This window comes from Klebsiella terrigena, assembly GCF_012029655.1.
In the GTDB taxonomy this organism is placed as follows: domain Bacteria; phylum Pseudomonadota; class Gammaproteobacteria; order Enterobacterales; family Enterobacteriaceae; genus Klebsiella; species Klebsiella terrigena.
The window spans coordinates 2,042,441-2,063,843 of sequence record NZ_CP050508.1 but is presented as its reverse complement, the minus strand read 5'-3'; the positions used below and the strand labels follow the sequence as shown (position 1 = coordinate 2,063,843).

The 21,403-nt window shown below is 58.4% G+C and carries 21 protein-coding genes; 7 read left to right on the top strand and 14 right to left on the bottom strand.

Features of this window, described 5'->3' with window-relative positions:
- Nucleotides 1–23: 23 nt before the first annotated feature.
- From ruvB to aspS, 6 genes are all read right to left on the bottom strand, one after another.
- Nucleotides 24–1,034, bottom strand: a complete 1,011-nt coding sequence (gene ruvB / locus HCK03_RS09705) for a Holliday junction branch migration DNA helicase RuvB (protein ID WP_041146238.1) — start codon at nt 1,032–1,034, stop codon at nt 24–26.
- An 8-nt stretch (nt 1,035–1,042) separates the two neighbouring features.
- Nucleotides 1,043–1,654: a Holliday junction branch migration protein RuvA gene (gene ruvA / locus HCK03_RS09700; protein WP_041146239.1), complete on the bottom strand. Its 612-nt coding sequence runs from the start codon at nt 1,652–1,654 to the stop codon at nt 1,043–1,045.
- 80 nt (nt 1,655–1,734) lie between these two features.
- Nucleotides 1,735–2,256, bottom strand: coding sequence for a crossover junction endodeoxyribonuclease RuvC (gene ruvC, locus HCK03_RS09695; RefSeq protein ID WP_167691489.1), 522 nt, complete (start codon nt 2,254–2,256; stop codon nt 1,735–1,737).
- Between the two features lie 154 nt (nt 2,257–2,410).
- Nucleotides 2,411–3,151 carry a YebC/PmpR family DNA-binding transcriptional regulator gene (locus HCK03_RS09690; RefSeq protein WP_041146241.1) on the bottom strand — a complete coding sequence of 247 codons (741 nt, stop codon included), beginning with the start codon at nt 3,149–3,151 and terminating at the stop codon, nt 2,411–2,413.
- Nucleotides 3,152–3,212: 61 nt separating this feature from the next.
- A complete protein-coding gene (gene nudB / locus HCK03_RS09685; RefSeq protein ID WP_041146242.1) occupies nt 3,213–3,656 on the bottom strand; it encodes a dihydroneopterin triphosphate diphosphatase in 444 nt (147 codons plus the stop codon).
- A 1-nt stretch (nt 3,657) separates the two neighbouring features.
- Nucleotides 3,658–5,445, bottom strand: a complete 1,788-nt coding sequence (gene aspS, locus HCK03_RS09680; protein ID WP_076947323.1) for an aspartate--tRNA ligase — start codon at nt 5,443–5,445, stop codon at nt 3,658–3,660.
- A 265-nt stretch (nt 5,446–5,710) separates the two neighbouring features.
- Here aspS and HCK03_RS09675 point away from each other — a divergent pair, with 265 nt between their 5' ends.
- Genes HCK03_RS09675 through cmoB form a run of 5 tightly spaced genes read left to right on the top strand, consistent with a single transcriptional unit; the run spans nt 5,711 to nt 9,325 of the window.
- A complete protein-coding gene (locus HCK03_RS09675; protein ID WP_123709125.1) occupies nt 5,711–6,277 on the top strand; it encodes a hydrolase in 567 nt (188 codons plus the stop codon).
- The gene (locus tag HCK03_RS09670) at nt 6,274–7,092 is read left to right on the top strand and encodes a DUF72 domain-containing protein (protein WP_167691488.1); all 819 of its coding nucleotides are present in this window, start codon (nt 6,274–6,276) and stop codon (nt 7,090–7,092) included. The genes HCK03_RS09675 and HCK03_RS09670 overlap by 4 nt, the downstream gene beginning before the upstream one ends.
- A 53-nt stretch (nt 7,093–7,145) precedes the next feature.
- Nucleotides 7,146–7,541 (top strand): MAPEG family protein, encoded by a 396-nt coding sequence (locus tag HCK03_RS09665; RefSeq protein ID WP_041146246.1) that lies wholly within the window; start codon nt 7,146–7,148, stop codon nt 7,539–7,541.
- A gap of 39 nt (nt 7,542–7,580) precedes the next feature.
- Complete coding sequence (gene cmoA / locus HCK03_RS09660; RefSeq protein WP_115192378.1) at nt 7,581–8,324, top strand: carboxy-S-adenosyl-L-methionine synthase CmoA; 744 nt, start codon at nt 7,581–7,583, stop codon at nt 8,322–8,324.
- The gene (cmoB, locus tag HCK03_RS09655; protein ID WP_041146248.1) at nt 8,321–9,325 is read left to right on the top strand and encodes a tRNA 5-methoxyuridine(34)/uridine 5-oxyacetic acid(34) synthase CmoB; all 1,005 of its coding nucleotides are present in this window, start codon (nt 8,321–8,323) and stop codon (nt 9,323–9,325) included. Before cmoA ends, cmoB begins: the two co-directional genes overlap by 4 nt.
- Before the next feature lie 210 nt (nt 9,326–9,535).
- On the opposite strand, the gene cutC is transcribed toward cmoB, so the two are convergent.
- Nucleotides 9,536–10,270, bottom strand: a complete 735-nt coding sequence (cutC, locus tag HCK03_RS09650) for a copper homeostasis protein CutC (RefSeq protein WP_167691487.1) — start codon at nt 10,268–10,270, stop codon at nt 9,536–9,538.
- Nucleotides 10,271–10,346: 76 nt separating this feature from the next.
- On the bottom strand, nt 10,347–10,916 hold the full coding sequence (locus HCK03_RS09645; RefSeq protein ID WP_167691486.1) for a VOC family protein: 570 nt from the start codon (nt 10,914–10,916) through the stop codon (nt 10,347–10,349).
- A 229-nt stretch (nt 10,917–11,145) separates the two neighbouring features.
- Here HCK03_RS09645 and argS point away from each other — a divergent pair, with 229 nt between their 5' ends.
- A complete protein-coding gene (argS, locus tag HCK03_RS09640; RefSeq protein WP_041146251.1) occupies nt 11,146–12,879 on the top strand; it encodes an arginine--tRNA ligase in 1,734 nt (577 codons plus the stop codon).
- A gap of 96 nt (nt 12,880–12,975) precedes the next feature.
- Here argS and bglB read toward each other — a convergent pair whose 3' ends face one another.
- Together bglB and HCK03_RS09630 are read right to left on the bottom strand one after the other, a co-directional pair.
- Entirely contained in the window at nt 12,976–14,115 is a 1,140-nt protein-coding gene (gene bglB / locus HCK03_RS09635; protein ID WP_167691485.1) for a beta-galactosidase BglB, read from the bottom strand.
- Between the two features lie 4 nt (nt 14,116–14,119).
- Nucleotides 14,120–15,703: an MFS transporter gene (locus HCK03_RS09630; RefSeq protein WP_041146253.1), complete on the bottom strand. Its 1,584-nt coding sequence runs from the start codon at nt 15,701–15,703 to the stop codon at nt 14,120–14,122.
- 360 nt (nt 15,704–16,063) lie between these two features.
- Between HCK03_RS09630 and uspC the strand changes: the two genes are divergently transcribed.
- On the top strand, nt 16,064–16,492 hold the full coding sequence (gene uspC / locus HCK03_RS09625; protein WP_167691484.1) for a universal stress protein UspC: 429 nt from the start codon (nt 16,064–16,066) through the stop codon (nt 16,490–16,492).
- 27 nt (nt 16,493–16,519) lie between these two features.
- On the opposite strand, the gene otsA is transcribed toward uspC, so the two are convergent.
- From otsA to araG, 4 genes are all read right to left on the bottom strand, one after another.
- Nucleotides 16,520–17,944, bottom strand: coding sequence for an alpha,alpha-trehalose-phosphate synthase (gene otsA, locus HCK03_RS09620; protein WP_167691483.1), 1,425 nt, complete (start codon nt 17,942–17,944; stop codon nt 16,520–16,522).
- The gene (gene otsB / locus HCK03_RS09615) at nt 17,919–18,722 is read right to left on the bottom strand and encodes a trehalose-phosphatase (RefSeq protein ID WP_167691482.1); all 804 of its coding nucleotides are present in this window, start codon (nt 18,720–18,722) and stop codon (nt 17,919–17,921) included. The genes otsA and otsB overlap by 26 nt, the downstream gene beginning before the upstream one ends.
- A gap of 159 nt (nt 18,723–18,881) precedes the next feature.
- Nucleotides 18,882–19,862, bottom strand: a complete 981-nt coding sequence (gene araH, locus HCK03_RS09610) for an L-arabinose ABC transporter permease AraH (RefSeq protein WP_041146257.1) — start codon at nt 19,860–19,862, stop codon at nt 18,882–18,884.
- A gap of 15 nt (nt 19,863–19,877) precedes the next feature.
- Nucleotides 19,878–21,392, bottom strand: coding sequence for an L-arabinose ABC transporter ATP-binding protein AraG (gene araG, locus HCK03_RS09605; RefSeq protein WP_045859261.1), 1,515 nt, complete (start codon nt 21,390–21,392; stop codon nt 19,878–19,880).
- Nucleotides 21,393–21,403: the final 11 nt, after the last annotated feature.

Here is a 21,403-nt window from a genome sequence, read left to right as displayed (position 1 = left end):
AGGGCTACCGGCTCAGCGCCTGGTTAGGGCATTTCCGGCGGCTTGATGCCGAAGTGGTTCCAGGCGCGGACCGTCGCCATGCGCCCCCGCGGCGTTCGCTGCAGGAAGCCCTGCTGGATAAGATACGGCTCCAGCACGTCTTCAATGGTTTCGCGCTCTTCGCCAATGGCCGCCGCCAGGTTATCCAGGCCGACCGGGCCACCAAAGAATTTATCGATCACCGCCAGCAGCAGCTTGCGGTCCATATAATCAAATCCTTCGGCGTCAACGTTAAGCATATCCAGCGCCTGGGCGGCGATGTCGAGAGAGATGCTGCCGTCATGGCGCACTTCCGCGAAGTCGCGCACCCGCCGCAGCAGGCGGTTGGCAATACGCGGGGTGCCGCGCGCGCGACGCGCCACTTCCAGCGCACCCTCTTCGCTCATCTCCAGCCCCATAAAGCGGGCGCTGCGGCTCACAATGTGCTGCAGATCGGCAATCTGATAAAACTCCAGCCGCTGGACGATGCCGAAGCGGTCGCGCAGCGGCGAGGTTAACGAACCAGCCCGCGTGGTCGCGCCAATCAGGGTGAACGGCGGCAGATCGATTTTTATCGAACGCGCCGCGGGCCCTTCCCCAATCATGATATCCAGCTGATAGTCCTCCATCGCCGGATAGAGCACCTCTTCCACCACCGGCGAAAGGCGGTGAATTTCATCGATAAACAGCACGTCGTGGGGTTCGAGGTTGGTCAGCATCGCCGCCAGGTCACCGGCTTTTTCCAGCACCGGCCCGGAGGTGGTGCGCAGGTTAACGCCCATCTCATTGGCGACGATGTTGGCCAGCGTCGTTTTCCCCAGCCCCGGCGGGCCAAAGATCAGCAGATGGTCGAGCGCGTCTCCGCGCAGCTTCGCCGCCTGGATAAAGATCTCCATTTGCGAGCGCACCTGCGGCTGGCCCACGTACTCTGCCAGTAGTTTAGGGCGGATTGCGCGATCGACCGTCTCTTCAAACCCGGTGCTGTCTGCCGATACCAGCCTGTCTGCTTCAATCATCCCTTACCTCACAACGCGGCGCGCAGCGCTTCGCGGATTAGCGTTTCACTGTTGGCATCCGGACGGGCGATTTTACTCACCATTCGGCTGGCCTCCTGAGGTTTATAGCCCAGCGCCACCAGGGCGGCAACCGCTTCCTGCTCGGCATCATCGCTGGACGGGCCGGAGGGCGATGTCAGCACCAGGTCGTCGGCCGGGGTAAACAGATCGCCGTGTAATCCCTTGAAGCGGTCCTTCATTTCGACGATCAGGCGATCGGCGGTTTTCTTGCCAATCCCTGGAAGCTTAACCAGCGCCGCAGCCTCTTCGCGCTCGACGGCGTTAACGAACTGCTGCGCCGACATGCCGGAAAGGATCGCCAGCGCCAGCTTCGGCCCTACGCCGTTGGTCTTAACCAGCTCGCGGAACAGCGTACGCTCCTGTTTGTTATTAAAACCAAACAGCAGCTGCGCGTCTTCGCGAACCACAAAATGGGTAAATACGACCGCCTCTTTGCCCACTTCCGGCAGTTCGTAAAAGCAGGTCATAGGCATATGCACTTCATAGCCAACGCCTCCCGTTTCCAGTAATACCAGCGGGGGTTGTTTTTCGAGAACGATGCCTCTGAGTCTGCCTATCACATGCTGCTCCTGCGTTAAGGGCTAAAGTATCTGCCGGTATCATAAAAAAAGGCTGGATAAATATCCAGCCTGATTTGACGTTATCGCAAGCGTCCGCGCGCCAGGTTTAGCCGACTATCGCCTATCTGCGTCGCGTTCTGACTCACGTGGCAGTGGGTAATCGCAATGGCCAACGCATCCGCCGCATCCGCCTGCGGGTTAGCCGCCAGCTTCAGCAGGGTGCGCACCATATGCTGCACCTGGCTTTTTTCCGCGCTGCCGATGCCGACCACGGTTTGCTTGACCTGCCTCGCGGCGTACTCAAAGACCGGAAGATCCTGATTGGTCGCCGCGACGATAGCCACCCCGCGCGCCTGCCCCAGCTTCAGCGCCGAGTCGGCGTTTTTCGCCATAAACACCTGTTCAATCGCGAAATAGTCCGGCTGAAACTGGGTGATAATTTCCGTCACGCCCGCGTAGATCAGCTTCAGCCGCGACGGCAGATCGTCCACCTTAGTGCGAATGCATCCGCTGCCAAGATAGCTTAACTGCCGCCCGACCTGGCGGATAACGCCATAGCCGGTAATGCGCGAACCCGGGTCAATACCGAGAATAATAGACATCACGCATCTCCGGTAATCACTAAGCCCTGAGACCCTAAATATTTCAGTTCACAGCCAGGCGGCCACTCAGCGCATCCCCGGGAGCGTAGATTCACTACGTAACCGGGGTAAGCGAGAAGAGCCAACGCCGCTGTGGGCTGAAAGATTACGGGAATCACAGCGTTGCGGCGACCTCATCAGAGATCTCGCCGTTATGATAAACTTCCTGCACGTCGTCGCAATCTTCCAGCATATCGATCAGACGCAGCAGCTTCGGCGCGGTCTCCGCATCCATATCGGCTTTCGTCGACGGGATCATGGAGACTTCGGCCGCGTCAGCTTTCAGGCCAGCCGCTTCCAGCGCGTCGCGTACGGCGCCCATCTCTTCCCACGCGGTGTAGACGTCAATCGCGCCGTCGTCATAGGTCACAACGTCTTCCGCACCCGCTTCCAGAGCCGCTTCCATAATCACGTCTTCGTCGCCAGCTTCGAAGGAGATCACCCCTTTTTTGCTGAACAGATAGGCCACCGAGCCGTCGGTGCCGAGGTTACCGCCGGTTTTGGTGAAGGCATGACGCACTTCGGCAACGGTACGGTTACGGTTGTCGCTCAGGCACTCAACCATCACCGCCGTGCCGCCTGGGCCGTAACCTTCATAAATGATGGTTTCCATGTTCGCGTCATCATCGCCGCCTACGCCACGGGCGATAGCGCGGTTCAGGGTATCGCGGGTCATGTTGTTGGACAGCGCTTTATCAATCGCTGCGCGCAGACGCGGGTTAGAAGCCGCATCGCCGCCGCCTAAACGCGCGGCGGTGACCAGCTCGCGAATAATTTTAGTGAAGATCTTACCGCGTTTGGCATCCTGTGCCGCTTTGCGGTGCTTGGTGTTGGCCCACTTACTATGACCTGCCATAAAAAACTCTCCAAAAATGCCGTTTTCCCGAAGCCTTCTGACCAGCAGGAGGCGGGGAATATTAGTTGGCGTTAATTACAAATTCTTCAATCGCCTGCCGGTTACTCCACGACTTGGTCAACGCGGCGGCTTCCGTCGCGGCGACCCAGCGGTAATCCAGATGTTCGGTAAACACAATCTGGCGTTCATGAGGGAGCGCAAGGCGGAACCAAAATTCCGTATTGCGCTCAACCCCCGGCGCATAGCGATGACGTAAATGAGAAAAGATCTCGAACTCCACCGTACGCTGACAGTCAATTAAGGCCAGATGCTCATCGGCAACATCTATTGCGACCTCTTCCTTTACTTCGCGCGCGGCGGCTTGCAGCGCGGTTTCCCCCTCCTCCAGGCTGCCGGTTACCGACTGCCAGAAAGCGGAATCATCGCGCCGCTGCAGCATCAGCACCCGCTTTGTATCTTCGGCATAAATCACCACCAGTACAGAAACGGGGAGCTTGAATGACATCTTACTTATTCTCCGCAGACTCTTTTGTCTCTTTCGCCACAACCTGAATACCTAATTCACCCAGCGAGGTCGGATTGGCGAAGCTCGGTGCTTCGGTCATCAGACAGGCGGCGGCGGTTGTTTTCGGGAAAGCGATAACGTCGCGGATGTTATCGGTGCCGGTTAGCAGCATCGTCAGACGGTCAAGGCCGAATGCGAGGCCCGCGTGCGGCGGCGTACCGTATTTCAACGCATCCAGCAGGAAGCCAAACTTCTCACGCTGCTCCTGCTCGTTGATCCCGAGGATGCCGAACACGGTCTGCTGCATTTCACCGCTGTGAATACGCACCGAGCCGCCGCCGACTTCGTAACCGTTAATGACCATATCGTAGGCGTTGGCAATCGCCGTTTCCGGCGCGGCTTTCAGCTCGTCCGCGGTCATATCGCGCGGAGAGGTGAACGGGTGGTGCATCGCGGTCAGGCCGCCTTCGCCATCGTCTTCAAACATCGGGAAGTCGATAACCCACAGCGGTGCCCACTTGGTTTCGTCGGTGATGCTTAAGTCTTTACCCAGCTTCAGGCGCAGCGCGCCCAGAGCATCGGCAACCACTTTCTTATTATCAGCGCCGAAGAAAATCATATCGCCGTCCTGGGCTGCGGTGCGCTCAAGAATAGCTTCGACGATTTCCGCGTTGAGGAATTTTGCAACCGGGCTGTTGATGCCTTCGAGGCCTTTTGCGCGCTCGTTGACCTTCATATACGCCAGGCCTTTGGCGCCGTAAATCTGCACGAACTTGCCGTACTCATCGATTTGCTTACGGGTCAGCGCCGCGCCGCCCGGCACGCGCAGTGCGGCAACGCGACCTTTGGCATCATTTGCCGGGCCGGAGAAGACGGCAAATTCAACCGCTTTCACCAGGTCAGCAATATCCACCAGCTCCAGCGGGTTGCGCAGGTCCGGCTTATCGGAACCGTAGCGACGCTCGGCCTCGGCAAAGGTCATGATCGGGAACTCGCCCAGATCCACGCCCTTCACGTTCAGCCACAGCTCGTGAACCAGCGCTTCCATCACTTCGCGCACCTGCGGTGCGGTCATGAAGGAGGTTTCCACGTCGATCTGGGTGAATTCCGGCTGGCGGTCGGCGCGCAGGTCTTCATCACGGAAGCATTTCACGATCTGATAGTAGCGGTCGAAGCCGGACATCATCAGCAGCTGTTTGAAGAGCTGAGGAGACTGCGGCAGCGCGTAGAACTTGCCTTTATGAACGCGGCTCGGAACCAGATAGTCGCGCGCGCCTTCCGGCGTGGCCTTGGTCAGCATCGGGGTTTCGATATCGAGGAAACCGTGCTCGTCCATAAAACGACGGACCAGGCTGGTGATTTTTGCCCGCGTTTTCAGACGCTGGGCCATTTCCGGACGACGCAGATCCAGATAGCGGTATTTCAGTCGCGCTTCTTCGGTGTTGACGTGGTTAGAATCCAGCGGCAGCGCTTCTGAGCGGTTGATGATGGTCAGATCGGAAGCCAGCACTTCGATGGCGCCGGTAGCCATATCGCTGTTGACGTTTTTTTCGTCACGCGCACGCACGGTGCCCGTCACCTGGATACAGAACTCATTACGCAGTTCGGAGGCCAGCTTTAATGCATCCGCACGTTCCGGATCGAAAAACACCTGTACGATGCCTTCGCGGTCACGCATATCAATGAAGATAAGGCTACCAAGATCACGACGACGGTTGACCCAACCACACAGAGTCACCTGCTGCCCCACGTGGGACAGACGCAGCTGCCCGCAATATTCTGTACGCATGAGATATCCCTTAACTTAGCCACTGGCGGATTGTTGCCTGCTCTGCAGGCCACGAAGTTGCGGCTTTAGCTGAATGTCACAACTGAATGAAAAAAGGCGGCTATTATACTGGAAATTCTGCCGCACGATAAGCCCGACGCAGTTTGTACGTTGCTTTGCTGCGCGCTTATTGGCTACGCTCACAAAAATTAACAAAATTTGTTACCCTGGAGCGTGAATGGCAACGGTATTGTAACGGCCAAACTACAGAAGATACGGGGATACTATGCCAGAACTCAATGCGAAAAAAACGGCGCTTGTGGTCATCGACCTGCAGGAAGGCATTTTGCCGTTCGCCGGCGGCCCACACCGCGCCGATGAAGTGGTCGCTCGCGCCGCTCGTCTGGCGGAGAAATGCCGTCAGCAGGGCTCGCCGGTCATCATGGTCCGCGTCGGCTGGTCTGCCGACTTTGGCGAAGCGCTAAAACAGCCGGTTGATGCGCAGACAGGGGCGCATGCGCTGCCGGATAACTGGTGGGCCTGGCCGCTTGCGCTGGGCAAACAGGATAGCGATATCGAAGTCACCAAGCGCCAGTGGGGCGCCTTTTACGGCACCGACCTCGAACTGCAGCTGCGCCGCCGCGGTATCGACACCATTATTCTGTGCGGTATCTCAACCAATATTGGCGTTGAATCTACCGCGCGCAACGCCTGGGAGCTGGGCTTCAATCTGCTGATCGCCGAGGACGCCTGCAGTGCGGCCTCCGCCGAGCAGCACCAGGGCAGCATGACGAATATCTTCCCGCGCATTGCCCGCGTGCGCAGCACTGAGGACATTCTCGCCGCGCTATGATCTATATCGGGCTCCCGCAATGGTCGCATCCGAAATGGGCGCGCCTTGGCATAACCAGTCTGGAACAGTACGCTCAGCACTTTAACTGCGTAGAGGGGAATACGACCCTCTACGCGTTGCCTAAAGCCGAGATAGTGGCCCGCTGGTTCGAGCAAACCCACGACGACTTTCGCTTCTGCTTTAAGTTTCCGGCCACCATTTCTCATCAGGCGGCGCTGCGCAACTGCGGCGATTTAAGCCGTGAGTTTTTTACCCGGCTCGCGCCGCTGGAAACGCGTATCGGCCAGTACTGGCTGCAGCTGCCTGCGACCTTCGGTCCGCGCGACCTCCCCGCCCTGTGGCAGTTTCTCGACGCGCTGCCCGCCGGCTTCACCTACGGCGTAGAGGTACGGCATCCGGCCTTTTTTGCCAAGGGTGACGACGAGCAGCAGCTCAACCGTGGGCTGCACCAGCGCGCCGTTAACCGGGTGATCCTCGATAGCCGTCCGGTGCACAGCGTTACCGCCCGCAGCCCGGCCGCGCTCGACGCGCAGCGTAAAAAGCCCCGGCTCCCGGTCCACGCGGTAGTCACCGCGCATCATCCGCTGGTTCGCTTCATCGGCAGCGACGATATGGCGCAGAACCACGAGCTGTTTCGCATCTGGCTGCAGACGCTGCCGAAGTGGAGCCAATCGACCACGCCCTACCTGTTCCTGCATACGCCGGATATCGCCCACGCGCCTGTGCTGGTCGACACCCTGTGGGCCGATTTACGCGCGGTGCTGCCCGACGTCGGCCCGGCACCGTCAATTCCTCAGCAGACCTCTCTTTTCTGATATCCTGCTATGATAGTCGGAGCCATCTGACACAGTGAAAGGGAGTTTTTTGTATGGTCAGCGCGCTGTATGCCGTCCTGGGTGCGTTATTGTTAATCAAGTTTTCTTTTGACGTCGTACGCCTGCGCACGCAGTACCACGTCGGATACGGCGACGGCGGCTTTAGCGAGCTACAGGTCGCTATCCGCGTGCACGGCAATGCGGTTGAGTATCTGCCGATCGGGCTTATCCTGCTGCTGTTTGTCGAGATGAATGGCGCGCAAAACTGGATGGTGCATCTTGGCGGTATCCTGCTTATCGCCGGCCGGCTGATGCATTCTTACGGTTTCCATCACCGGCTCTACAGCTGGCGTCGTTCCGGCATGAGCGCCACCTGGTGCGCGCTGGTGCTGATGGTGCTCGCTAACCTGTGGTATATGCCCTGGGAGTTGGTTTTCTCCTTACATTAGCGCACAATACGCCGTTTTCGTTTTTTCGGGTTTAACCTTATGTCTCACCGCGATACCCTTTTTTCCGCGCCGATCGCCAGCCTCGGCGACTGGACCTTTGATGAACGGGTTGCTGAAGTCTTCCCGGATATGATCCAGCGCTCCGTTCCTGGCTACTCCAACATTATTTCGATGATTGGCATGCTGGCCGAGCGTTTTGTGCAGCCTGATACCCAGGTCTACGATCTCGGCTGCTCCCTTGGCGCTGCCACGCTCTCGATACGGCGTAATATTTCCCACGCCGGCTGCCGGATTGTGGCCGTGGATAACTCCCCGGCGATGGTTGAGCGCTGCCGTCGTCATATCGACGCCTACAAGGCGCCGACGCCGGTTGAGGTGGTGGAAGGCGATATTCGCCACGTCTCCATCGAAAACGCCTCAATGGTGGTGCTCAATTTCACCATTCAGTTCCTTGAGCCCGACGAACGCCAGGCGATTCTGGATAAGGTCTATCAGGGGCTGAACCCGGGCGGCGCGCTGGTGCTGTCGGAAAAATTCAGCTTTGAAGACGCCAGCGTCGGCGAGCTGCTGTTTAACATGCATCACGACTTTAAGCGCGCCAACGGCTACAGCGAGCTGGAAATCAGCCAGAAGCGCAGCATGCTGGAAAACGTTATGCTCACCGATTCGGTAGAAACCCATAAAGCACGGTTGCGCAAGGCCGGATTCGAACACGCCGAACTGTGGTTCCAGTGCTTTAACTTTGGCTCGCTGGTGGCGGTGAAGTCCGGGGAAACAGCATGATCGATTTCAGCAATTTTTATCAGCGTATCGCCAAAGGTCCGCTATCCCACTGGCTGGAGACGCTGCCCGCTCAGGTTGCCGCCTGGCAGCGCGAGGCCCTGCACGGTAAGTACCGTGAATGGGAGCGGGCCGTTGAGTTTCTCCCCGAGCTTTCGCCCTATCGTCTCGACCTGCTGCACAGCGTGACCGCAGAAAGCGAAGTCCCGCTGAGCGAAGGCCATCGGCTGCGGATTGAAAACCTGCTGCGCAACCTGATGCCGTGGCGCAAAGGCCCGTGGTCGCTGTATGGCGTGGATATCGACACCGAATGGCGTTCGGACTGGAAGTGGGATCGCGTTCTGCCGCATCTTTCCGATTTGACCGGCCGGACGATCCTCGACGTCGGCTGCGGCAGCGGCTATCACATGTGGCGGATGATCGGCGCAGGCGCTCATCTGGCGGTGGGTATCGACCCTACGCAGCTGTTTTTATGCCAGTTTGAAGCGGTGCGCAAGCTGCTGGGCAACGACCAGCGCGCCCATCTGCTGCCGCTGGGCATTGAGCAGCTGCCGGCGCTGAACGCCTTTGATACCGTATTTTCAATGGGCGTGCTGTACCATCGCCGCTCCCCGCTCGACCATCTGTGGCAGCTCAAAGATCAGCTGGTTGAAGGCGGCGAGCTGGTGCTGGAGACGCTGGTTGTTGAAGGTGACGAAAATACCGTGCTGGTACCGGGCGATCGCTACGCGCAGATGCGCAACGTCTACTTTATTCCTTCGGCGGCTGCGCTGAAAATGTGGCTGGAAAAATGCGGTTTTGTCGACGTGCGGATCGTTGACGTCTGCGTGACCAGTACCGAAGAGCAGCGCCGCACCGAATGGATGACCACCGAATCGCTGGCGGATTTCCTCGATCCGAACGACAGCAGCAAAACCCTCGAAGGCTATCCCGCACCGCTGCGCGCGGTGATTATCGCCACCAGGCCTGAAACCCAGCAGTCGCTGGCAAAAAAAGCGCGCTAAAGCCGCCCGGTCAGGATCGCCCGGGCATCGCGCCCCGGCGATCGGTCGCGAAATTTTGCATAAAAAAAGGCCCCTGTTGAAATTGCAGGGGCCTGGTACGGGCAATCATCATATTGGGCGACATGATGTGCAGCAAAAAACGGTTTTCTCTCTCTGCCCGCAGCCGTTGTGCTGACCAGCCCGCAGGCTGCGCGCAAACAACGCGGGCACTCAGGCGGAAATAATGCTCTTCATTTCCGCCACCGCTGCGCCGTTAACGGCATAGCGTGAATATTCATCTGCTTCGACATCCGTAGACATCGACAGCCTGGAATTACGAAAGCGCATCGGCGAAGGCAGCCACTGGCCGGCGGAGCTGTGCACTTCTTCTACGCCGGCTTCGAGGAACTGCGACAGGTTTGCTGCTCGCACCCCTGCTCCGGCCATAATGATTGGAGTATCGCCCAGGGCAATAAGTTCCAAAATTAATGAAATACCTTTTTCTGCACTCGCCTGCTGACCGGATGTCAGGATCCGCGCAACGCCTAATTCAGCCAGGGTAGCGTAGGCCTGATGCGGATTTGCGCACATATCGAAAGCCCGGTGGAAGGTAACCGACAGCGGTCCCGCCGCGGCCATAATTTTACGCATCCGCGCGGTATCAACCCGGCCGTCGGCGTCCAGAACGCCAATCACGAGGCCCGGAAAACCCAGTTCTCGAACCGTCGCCACGTCGTCGAGCATCGCCGCAAACTCGCCCTCGGTGTAGCAAAAATCACCGCCACGCGGGCGAATAATCGGATGCACCGGGATAGTCAGGGTCCTGCGGGCCGTTTTGAGCACGCCCAGCGATGGCGTTAGCCCTCCCTCCTGCGGCGCGGCGCACAGTTCGATGCGGTCTGCACCGCGTCGCTGCGCCTCTTCGGCGCACTCCGTGCTGTAACAGCATACTTCCAGTAGCGTCATTCCATTCTCCATTCACGCCGCGGGCAACACAGCATGTCACGATTTTTCGGTTCAGAAACCGCGTAGCTTCACACTGTTACGCATCCGTTTTTTCACTGGCGATAATTTGCTCGATGGACCATGGATGAAACTTGATCGTCACGCTCCCGTCCGTCACCGCCAGCGTCGGATTTGCCAGGCGTTCGTGCTGCCCTTTCGGCGAGCTGGTTTTGACGAATATCCCCGGCTGGCTGAGGCCGTCGTCGGAGAGCAGCGCCAGCGCGCGGGCATTAAGCGTTTCCGGCTCACCGGCGAGCACAATCTCAACGTGCTCCCAGCCCTCGTGCGGGTAGCGCTTTTCCCCGGGCCACGGCAGCTCAACCACGCTAAAGCGCCAGTGCGCCACGATCACAGGTTCATCCAGCTTAAACAGGCAGATAGGCCGACCGTTAATGGTGCTTTCTGAGAGCAGCGTGCCGCACTGCTCAAGCCCGAGCCGCCAGCGCGCCGCGGTTGTATTCTGATGACAGCGCAGAGAGATGTGGTCCGCAGACAGGGGCGCAATATCCAGCCCGAGCCGCGCGGCCAGTTGGCCTAACGCCTCGGTGAAGCGCGGCAGATCCGCGGTAATATCCTGAAGTTCATCAATTTGCTGCCAGTTCGCCATTCTTGACCTCGACGCTCGCTAAAGGGGCTAATTTATCGCGTTTCCCGGCGGCGACCAACCTGCAATCTTCTTTATCCTGTCCGCGCTGGTTATTCGTTAAGCACGCCGCCCGGCAACGCGCGCGCAGGGCTGACGCAGGGGTGCAAATGCAGTATACTCCTGCCCTAATTTGTCCACATTCCGGCGCCACCCAGCAGGGGTTACGGCGCCTTAAAAGTAAGGTATTCCGGTGAATATTCAGGCTCTTCTCTCAGAAAAAGTCAGCCACGCCCTGATCGCGGCAGGCGCCCCTGCCGATTGCGAACCGCAGGTCCGCCAGTCAGCAAAAATCCAGTTCGGTGACTATCAGGCCAACGGCGTGATGGCAGTCGCTAAAAAACTGGGTATGGCACCGCGACAACTGGCAGAGCAGGTGCTGTCTCATCTCGATCTGAACGGCATTGCCAACAAGGTCGAAATCGCCGGGCCTGGCTTCATCAATATTTTCCTCGACCCGGCGTTTTTAGCCGCCAACGTTAGCCAGGCGCTGTCCGCAGAGCGCCTTGGCGTTGCCCAGCCGCAGGCGCAGACTATCGTCGTCGACTATTCGGCGCCCAACGTGGCAAAAGAGATGCACGTCGGCCACCTGCGCTCCACCATCATTGGTGACGCCGCGGTTCGTACCCTCGAGTTCCTCGGCCACAAGGTGATTCGCGCTAACCACGTCGGCGACTGGGGTACCCAGTTTGGGATGCTGATCGCCTGGCTCGAAAAGCAGCAGCAGGAAAATGCCGGCGAAATGGCGCTGGCGGACCTCGAAGGCTTTTACCGTGAAGCGAAAAAGCACTACGACGAAGACGAAGCCTTCGCCGAGCGCGCGCGCAGCTACGTGGTTAAACTGCAGGGTGGCGACGAGTACTTCCGCCAGATGTGGCGCCAGCTGGTCGACATTACCATGTCGCAAAACCAGATTACCTATGACCGCCTGAACGTGACCCTGACTCGCGACGACGTAATGGGTGAAAGCCTGTACAACCCGATGCTGCCGGGTATCGTTGCCGATCTGAAAGCACAGGGCCTGGCCGTTGAGAGCGAAGGCGCCACCGTAGTATTCCTTGATGAGTACAAAAACAAGGAAGGCGAACCGATGGGCGTTATCATCCAGAAAAAGGATGGCGGCTATCTCTACACCACCACCGATATCGCCTGCGCAAAATACCGTTACGAAACCCTGCACGCCGATCGCGTGCTCTACTACATCGATTCCCGCCAGCACCAGCACCTGATGCAGGCGTGGACCATCGTGCGTAAAGCGGGCTACGTGCCGGGTTCCGTCCCGCTGGAGCACCATATGTTTGGCATGATGCTCGGTAAAGACGGTAAGCCGTTTAAAACCCGCGCCGGCGGTACCGTGAAGCTTGCCGACCTGCTGGACGAAGCGCTGGAACGCGCGCGTCGCCTGGTTGCCGAGAAAAACCCGGATATGCCTGCCGACGAGCTGGAGAAGCTGGCTAACGCGGTCGGTATCGGAGCGGTAAAATATGCGGATCTGTCCAAGAACCGCACCACCGACTACATCTTCGACTGGGACAACATGCTGGCGTTTGAAGGCAACACCGCGCCTTACATGCAGTATGCCTATACCCGCGTGCTGTCGGTGTTCCGTAAAGCGGAGATTGACGAGCGCGCGCTGGCCGCGGCGCCGGTCATCATCACCGAAGATCGCGAAGCGCAGCTGGCCGCACGTCTGCTGCAGTTTGAAGAGACGCTGACCGTCGTTGCGCGCGAAGGGACCCCGCACGTCATGTGCGCCTACCTGTACGATCTGGCCGGCCTGTTCTCCGGCTTCTACGAGCACTGCCCGATCCTCTCCGCGGAGAGCGAAGAGACGCGCAACAGCCGCCTGAAGCTGGCGCAGCTGACCGCCAAAACCCTGAAAACCGGTCTGGATACCTTAGGTATTGAAACCGTCGAGCGGATGTAATACCGCTCTGATAAGCGATAAAGAAACCGGCTTATGCCGGTTTCTTTTTTTGCGCCCTCCTCCGGCCGCGCGGCGCAGAGCCGATAAAGTTCGCCGTCAGAAATACCGGCGCAGATATTCCGTCATGCACAGGATCGCCATCGCCTGCCCGTAGGGCATCGAGGTGAGCGGGATCTGGCGATAGAAGTCGAGATTCGAGCCCATTCCGGTGCCGAACGAGGTTTGCAGCAGCTCCCCCTGCGGGGAGATATTTTGCACGATCCCACGCATGGCCTTCTCCGCGACGCGCTCATACTCCCGGCTCACGTAGCGTTTACGTACCGCCTTCAGGATACCGTAGGCAAAGCCGGCGGTTGCCGACGCCTCAAGATACGAATCCGGATCGTCCAGCAGCGTATGCCACAGACCGCTCTCGTGCTGGCACTCTGCCAGCGCCGCAATTTGCGCATTCAGCACCTGAAGCAGATAGCGCCGCACCGCGCTATGCTCGGGGAAGTCCACCAGCTCAAGAAAGTCCGGGATCGCCATCGTCAGCCAGCTGTTGCCGCGCGCCCAGCGGGCCCGGGCGAAATTATGCTGGCCCTCATAGCTCCAGCCGTGGAACCACAGCCCGCTCTCGCGGTCCATCAGGTTCTGCACGTGGAGTAAAAACTGGTATGTCGCCTCTTCCACATACTGCGGCCGGTTGAGTAATTTGCCGATTTTCGCCAGCGGCAGCACGGTCATCATCAGCGTGTCATCCCACATCTGCTGGTGGTTCTCCTCCGCCAGGGTGATGTGCTGCATCCCGCCGTGACGGGTGCGCGGCATCTCGTGCATTGCCCATTCGGCCCAGCTGTCGAGCCACGGCAGATACTCCTGCCTGCCGGTCTCCTCATAGCGCCAGGCCAGGGTCAGGAATGGCGCCATGGTGTTGACGTTTTTGCTGGTCGCGCCTTCAGCGAAGCGGTCCGCAAACCAGCTGTCGATAATATCGCGCATCGCGATATCTCCGGTCTGCTGATAATACTGATAGATACCGTATAAACCGACGCCGTGGGTCCACTCCCAGCCGGCCCACCCTTTGGTATCAATGACCCGCCCATCGTCCAGCCGTAGCAGAAACGCGCCCGTTTCATCCCGAATATTGACCAGATTGTCGGTCACTTTCTCGATAAGCGCCTGCAGCTCGTTGCGCGCAATAAAGTGCTCCGGCTGACGCAGTAAAGGACTCTGTTTAACAGGCCAAACCTTCATATTATTAACCTCTGTTCAATGTCGAATTCATTTCAGCACCCTGCCTGAGGGACGGCGCGGCAGGCTTATTACGATTCAGATAGCCAATGTTGTTATTTCCCCACAGGCATGCGTAAGGCATACCGGCCAGCATCTCCACCACCGCCCGATCCTCGGCGCGGGCAAGCTCCGGCTGCGCCCGACCCGATTGGCGCATTTTTCGCGTTTCGGCCTGCAGCACGCCGTGGGTCTCGAGGTTGAGCTTAAAGCGCAGGGAGACGAGGAACCCGCAGGCCAGCACCACCAGCGTGCCCACGCTCAGAATGAGCAGGATGGTATGGCTGACCTCATCGGGCTGCGTTTTCTGCCCGGAGACAAAGCCGGAGAGCTGCATAATGATGCCCACCAGCATTACCGCTCCCGCCTGAGAGGCCTTGCGGGTCAGCGTCATGATGCCGGCGAAAATGCCCTCCCGACGCTGGCCGGTGATCGCCTCATCGACGTCGGCAATATAGGTGTAGGTGTTCCATGGAACATAGTTGATCCCACCGCGGCCGAGGCCGGCAATGGCGGAAACCAGCAGCAGCAGCGAATAAACGTCGCTCAGCCCGGCGTAGTAAAGCAGCGCATAGGAGAGCGAGCCGAGGCCAAACAGGATAACCACCATCCGATAGGACGGCGCCGGCCCAAAGCGGATGCACAGCGGGATCATGGCAATGACCGCAATAAACTGGAAGATGGCCATGGTGCCGAGCAGGTTGGATGCCACTGCGGCTTCCTGCATCAGCACAAAGACGACGTAGTAGGTGAAGACGGCGTTAAACACGTCCTGAGCAATATAGCCGCCAAGATACATGCCCAGATGCTGGCGGAAGATTTTAATGCGCAGCGTCGAGGTGAGCTCGATAAACAGACGATTGAGGCTCTGCGCCAGCGAGAGATTACGCTTCTCCTCCTCGGCCCGCAGCGCCGTCTCCGACCACGCTTCGCGCGCGCGCTCCCAGGTAAAGAACCAGACGAACGTCAGCATCACCGCGCAGAGGACCGAGAACACCAGGCTTGCGTAAAAGAAGGAGACCGCATTGTCCTTACCAAAGTGGGTAAGCAGCACGCCCGGCAGGAATGAGGCGAGGATTGCCGACATTTGCGCCATCGAAATACGCGCCCCGGAGAATTTCGTTTTCTGTTTAAAATCATCGGTCATTTCCGGGACCAGGGTTTCGTACGGCACCAGAATCATGGTGTAGACAATATCAAACAGCAGATAGGTGAGGAGGTAGTACCAGAACCCCATATCGCCGACCCACATCATTGAGTAGCTGAATACGCAGGGGATACCCAGCAGGATAAAAAACTTTCGTCTGCCGAAGCGTTTGCCGAGCCGGGTGGTGCCAAAGTTATCGGTCAGGAAGCCCATCAGCGGGCTAATTACCGCATCCAGCACCCTGGCGGTGGCAAAGATAAGGGTTGCCTGAATCGGAGACAGGCCGCAAAAGGTGGTGTAAAAATAGAGCAGCCATGCTGCGGTGAGCGCCGTGGTTCCCGCGCCGAGGAAATCGCCCGATCCATAGGCAAGATAATTAGCCAAACCGATTTTACGTGTTTTCATCGCCGTAAATCCTGTGTCGTTATTTTTAGTGAACTCCGACAATCTTTCTGGCCAGGCCAAAAGGGAGTAGGTACCTGGCTACAGTAAAAGGATGGAAACGGGGTTACCTTTTCATTTTTGCCAGCCCTGACCCGGCAATGGCAAAAACGCAAAGAGAGGGTGAACGCGCATCACCGATTTATAAAACAGCTTTTCTTTTATGGCAAAACCAAAGACCATTTTTGCGAGGAGGCTGCCAAAATCGCTATTTCGCGCCCCGCGCAGCGGCGGGCTTTGCAGCAAACAATAGCCCTTGCGGGAACAGGGAAATCGGAGTAAAGAAAAGAAGAAGGGTTATTTTGCGTATCTTAAGGAGGCTTGATGCCCTACTCACATCTGCTTGTAGCCGTTGCCCCAACGCCGGAAAGTCGGACGCTTATCAACAAGGCGGTCTCTATCGCGCGCCCGCTTGAGGCCAAAATTAGCCTGATAACGCTGGCAACGGACCCGGAAATGTATAACCAGTTTGCGGCGCCGATGTTAGAGAACCTGCGGGATCTGATGTATGAAGAAACCCGCGACTTTCTCAACGGACTGGCTCAGGATGCCGGCTATCCGATTGAAAAAATCACCATCGCCAGCGGCGAACTTGGCCATCACGTGAAGGATTTTTGCCAGCAGCATCGGGTGGATCTGGTGATTTGCGGCAACCACAACCACAGCCTGTTTTCCCGCGCCACCTGCTCGGCTAAAAGTATCGTCGGCAGCAGCGGCGTTGACGTGCTGCTGGTATCGCTGGAGAAAGGCTAGCGCCGAAGCGCCAGCCTGAGGGCCGAACTAGGCCAGTTTGGGGAAGGTCGCCACCTTACGCTGCAGGTGACTCTCCTCATTTCTCGCTTCTATCCGCTTTAGGTCGGCGATAAACCGCTCCTGCCAGCGGTGGATATCATTGTCCTTGACCACCGCCAGCATCGCCGAATGGCGCGCGATGCGTTCGGCCAGCGGCATGGTGAGCGCGGTGTCCAACGCCGCGGCGACCTCATCGCGATCGTAGGGATTGACGATGAGCGCCGTCGGCAGCTCGTTTGCCGCGCCGGCAAACTGCGACAGCACCAGAACGCCGGGGCTCTGCGGATCCTGGGCGGCAACAAACTCCTTCGCCACCAGATTCATCCCATCGCGCAGCGGCGTCACCAGCCCAACGTCGGAATAGCGGAAGATTTTCATCAGCAGCTTGCGTTCAAAATGCTGATTCAGATAGTAGAGCGGCGTCCAGCCCAGCTGACCATACTGGCCGTTAATGCGCCCGGCGGCGGTTTCCAGCTGGTGACGGATATCCTGGTAGGCCTGGACATCACCGCGCGAGGTCGGGGCAATCTGGGTGTAGCGAATCTTGCCGTGATGCTGGGGATATTTCTCCAGCAAGGCCTCATAGGCCAGGAAGCGCTCCGGCAGCCCTTTCGAGTAGTCCAGCCGCTCTACGGAAAAGATATTCTGCACGCTCTTGAGTTCGCTTTTGAGCTGCGCCAGCTTCGGCGGCAGCGGCCCTTTTGCGCTACGCGCGATCTCATCGGGGTCGATGCCAATCGGGTAGACCTCGGTCTGGAACGGTTTGCCCCAGGCGACATGAGCGTTTCCGCTTCGGGTGGTCAGGCGGGTCTGCACCGCGATGCAGTCAAGAAACGCCTGCCGGTCACTCTCGGTCTGGAAGCCCAGCAGATCGTAGTCGCAGAGCTGTTCAAGCAGCTCGGCGTGCGGCGGCAGCGCGTTAAATATTTCCGGGGTCGGGAAGGGAATATGTAAAAAGAAGCCGACCCGATTATTAACCCCGCGCTGGCGCAGCTCGTGCGCCAGGGGCAGCAGATGATAATCGTGGATCCACACGATGTCGTCCGGCTCAATCAGCGGCAGCAGCTTATCCGCCAGCGTCGCGTTTACGCGCTGATAGCCCTCCCAGGCTTCGCGCTGAAAATCGACCAGATCGAGACGATAGTGAAACGCGGGCCACAGCACCGCGTTGGAAAAGCGGTTGTAGTACTCATCGTGGTCCTGCTCGCTAAGGTTAAAGGAGGCCCAGGTAATGTTTCCCTGAGTGACCTTTTTCAACGGCTGACTATCGTCGCCAATTTCCCCGCTCCAGCCGAACCACAGCCCACCGGCCGCTTTTAAGGCCCCCATAATCCCCACGGCCAGGCCACCGGCGCTGGCCTTTTTATCATCCGGGGGAGCAATACGATTAGATACTACGACTAAGCGACTCATAGCCATCTCTCCTGTCGGTTAGCGCGTCTGGTTGATGTCCATTATTCGCAATATTATTTAGCCACTGGTGCACCGCCGAGACGTCCGTCAAACGCCAGCGCGCCTGGGTGTCGCCGCTGCCGACTTTTACCGAAACGCCGCCCAGCTGGTTAACGATGCCAAAACCCGCTTCATCGGTTAAGTCGTCACCGACAAATACCGGCCTGCGCCCCGCGAACGGCGCCTCCTGCATAAAGGCGGCGATCGCCTCGCCTTTGTTCACGCCGCGCGGTTTTATCTCGACCACGCACTTGCCCAGCTGCAGCGCCAGCAGCGGATAGCTCTTCACCACCTCCTGGGCCAGCGTCAGCACCGCGCTTTGATGCTGCGGCGCCTGACGGTAGTGCAGCGCAAAAGCCATCCCTTTATGCTCAAGCTCACAGCCTGGCAACGCCTCAAGCGCCAGCGCCAGCCGCCCGTGAAGCTCCTTCTGCAGCGCATCCGGTAGGGAAACGATATGCGTATTCCCATTGATATCACGGCGCTCAGCTCCGTGGACACCGGCCAGCGGCAGCCGGTGAGGACGGGTAAGCTCATCGAGCTCAGCCATTGAGCGCCCTGAAATCAATGCCACCGCCCCACTCTGCTGCTGCACGAGCTGCCGCAGCGCCTGAAGCGCGTTAACCGGGATAACAACCTGATCGGGATGAGGTTTGATATCGGCAAGAGTACCGTCGAGGTCAAAGAAAAATGCGCAATTTTCGGTTGGTACAGGCGGTACAGATATCTGGTCAGCCACCCTGAATTCCTCCTTTCATGGCCAGCGTTTCGCTGGCTGTTAACGAATTGTTAGCCATGTAAGTATAGACAGTGTGACGGAGCTCGCCATTTTTGATAGTTATCACCAGCGCAGCGGGCGCCGGTGATATTCCAGGATTAAACTGAAAGGTTGGAGTATTTACACGCTACGCTTTGCCTTCTGCTTGTAGCGATCGAAGATAACCGCCGCCAGCAGGATCACGCCGCGCACCACGTACTGCGAGAAAGGCGAGATATTGAGCAGGTTCATCGCATTCTCGACGGTGCCGAGGATCAGGATCCCGGCGATCACGTACGAAATCTTGCCGATCCCCCCTTTTAGCGACACGCCGCCCAGCACGCAGGCGGAGATCACAATCAGCTCATAGCCAATCGAGGTCATCGGCTGACCGCTGGTCATTCGCGATGCCAGAATAATCCCCGCCGCAGCAGAAACCAGACCGGAGATAACGAAGATAATAATCTTGGTGCGCACGACCGGCACCCCTGCCAGACGCGCCGCCTCTTCATTGCCGCCGATTGCCAGAGTATTACGGCCAAAGGTGGTTTTGTTCAGCAGCAGACCAAAGATTATCAGGCAGCCCACGGTCAGCCAAATCGGCGCCGGCAGGCCGAACCAGTTGGCGTAGCCGAGGGTGAAGAAGCGCTCATCTTCAATGCCCACCGCTTTGCCATCGGAGATAATATAGGCCAGCCCGCGCACAATCTGCATCGTCGCAAGGGTGGTTATCAGGGCGTTGATTTTCAGCCGGGCGATAACAAAACCGTTGACCAGGCCGCTTAGCGCCCCCAGCAGCAGGCCGGCGGCAATGCCGATCCACATGCTTTCGGTGAGGTTGATGACCACCGCGGTGGTCACGCCCGCGCAGGCGATAACCGACGCAACCGAGAGATCGAAATCGCCGGATGCCAGGCAAAACAGCATCCCGCAGGCCACCATTCCGGACATCGAAATCGCCAGTCCGAGGCCTTTCATATTGATGAAAGAGGCAAAGTTCGGCACAAAAATCACGCAGCCGATAAACAGCACGGCAAAGACGACCAGCATTCCAAACTGATCCCAGATACGGGCAAAGCTGAAGGCGGATCGACGGGTATTTGAGGTGGTAACAGAGGACATCATAGACTCCTTTACTCAGGCGACCGCCTGGCTCACTTTTGGCATCGCAAGGCTTAACGCCTGCTGTTCATTCGCATCTTCATGCAGCAGCTCACCCGCCACTTCCCCTTCGCGCATCACGACGATGCGGTCCGCAACGCCAAGCACTTCGGGTAAATCGCTGGAGGCAAAGACGACGGCCACGCCGGATGCCGCCAGCGCGTAGATGACGTTGTAAATTTCATGCTTGGCTCCGACGTCTATCCCGCGAGTCGGCTCATCGAGCAGGATCACCTTCATCTCCTCGGAGAGCCAGCGCCCCAAAATCGCCTTCTGCTGATTACCGCCGGAGAGGTTCATAATCAGCTGCTCGGGTCCCGGCGTTTTAATATTAAGGGACTGAATATGGCGGTCGGCGTTCTGCGCCTCCCAGCCGTTGTTAATCAGGCAGCCGGCGTGAATATGCTTACGTCGGGCGCTGATGTTGATATTGTCGCGCACCGAGTGCACCGGAATAATGCCTTCGGCTTTGCGATCCTCCGGACACAGCATCATCCCGGCCTGTATGGCCTGCGCCGGTTTCCGAATATCGATAGCTTCCCCGTCGATGTAGACCTGGCCGCCGGTGATGCGGGTTCCGCCAAACAGACCCTTCATCAGCTCGCTGCGCCCGGCGCCCACCAGGCCAAAGAGGCCGACGATTTCTCCGCTGCGCACCGCCAGGCTCACCGGCGTTCTTACGCCCGGCGCTTTTACCTGCTCCAGGCGCAGGCGCTCGCTGCCGTACTCGCGCGGCTTCCAGCCGTAGACGTCCCCTAAATCGCGCCCCACCATCGCCTGCACCAGCGCATCGTGGCTTACCGTCTGCATATCGTCGAAGGTGCGCACATAGCGGCCATCCTTGAAGACGGTGATCGCGTCGCTCAGGGCAAAGATCTCCTCCATGCGGTGCGAGACGTAAATAATGACCCGCCCCTCCTCACGCAGCTCGCGAATAACCCGGAACAGGTTGTCGATTTCACGGGCAGAAAGGGAGCTGGTCGGCTCGTCAAAGGCGATGACCTTGGCGTTGCGCGTCAGCGCCTTGGCGATCTCCACCATCTGCCATTGGCCGATGGAGAGGTACTTCAGCGGCGTTTGCGGATCGATATCCAGCCCCAGATGCTCCAGCTGCAGCCGCGCTTCGTAGTTAAGAAGCTTGCGGTCCACCATGCCGTATTTGTGCGGAAGCTGGCCGAGGTAGATATTTTCCGCGACGGTCATTTCCGGTATCAGGTGCAGCTCCTGGTAAATAATGGCGATCCCGGCGTTAAGCGCCTCGGTGGTGTTGCTAAACGCCATCTGCTGGCCGCGCACCTCCAGGCTGCCCGCGGTCGGTATATAGTTGCCGCTGAGGATCTTCAGCAGCGTGGATTTCCCGGCGCCGTTTTCTCCCATCAGGGCGTGAACCTGGCCGGCATAGCAGTCAAAGCTAATATCGGACAGCGCTTTAACGCCCGGGAAAGTCATGGTGATGCCGCGAAATGAGAGATAAGGGGTAGACTGTTGCATAACGACTCCGC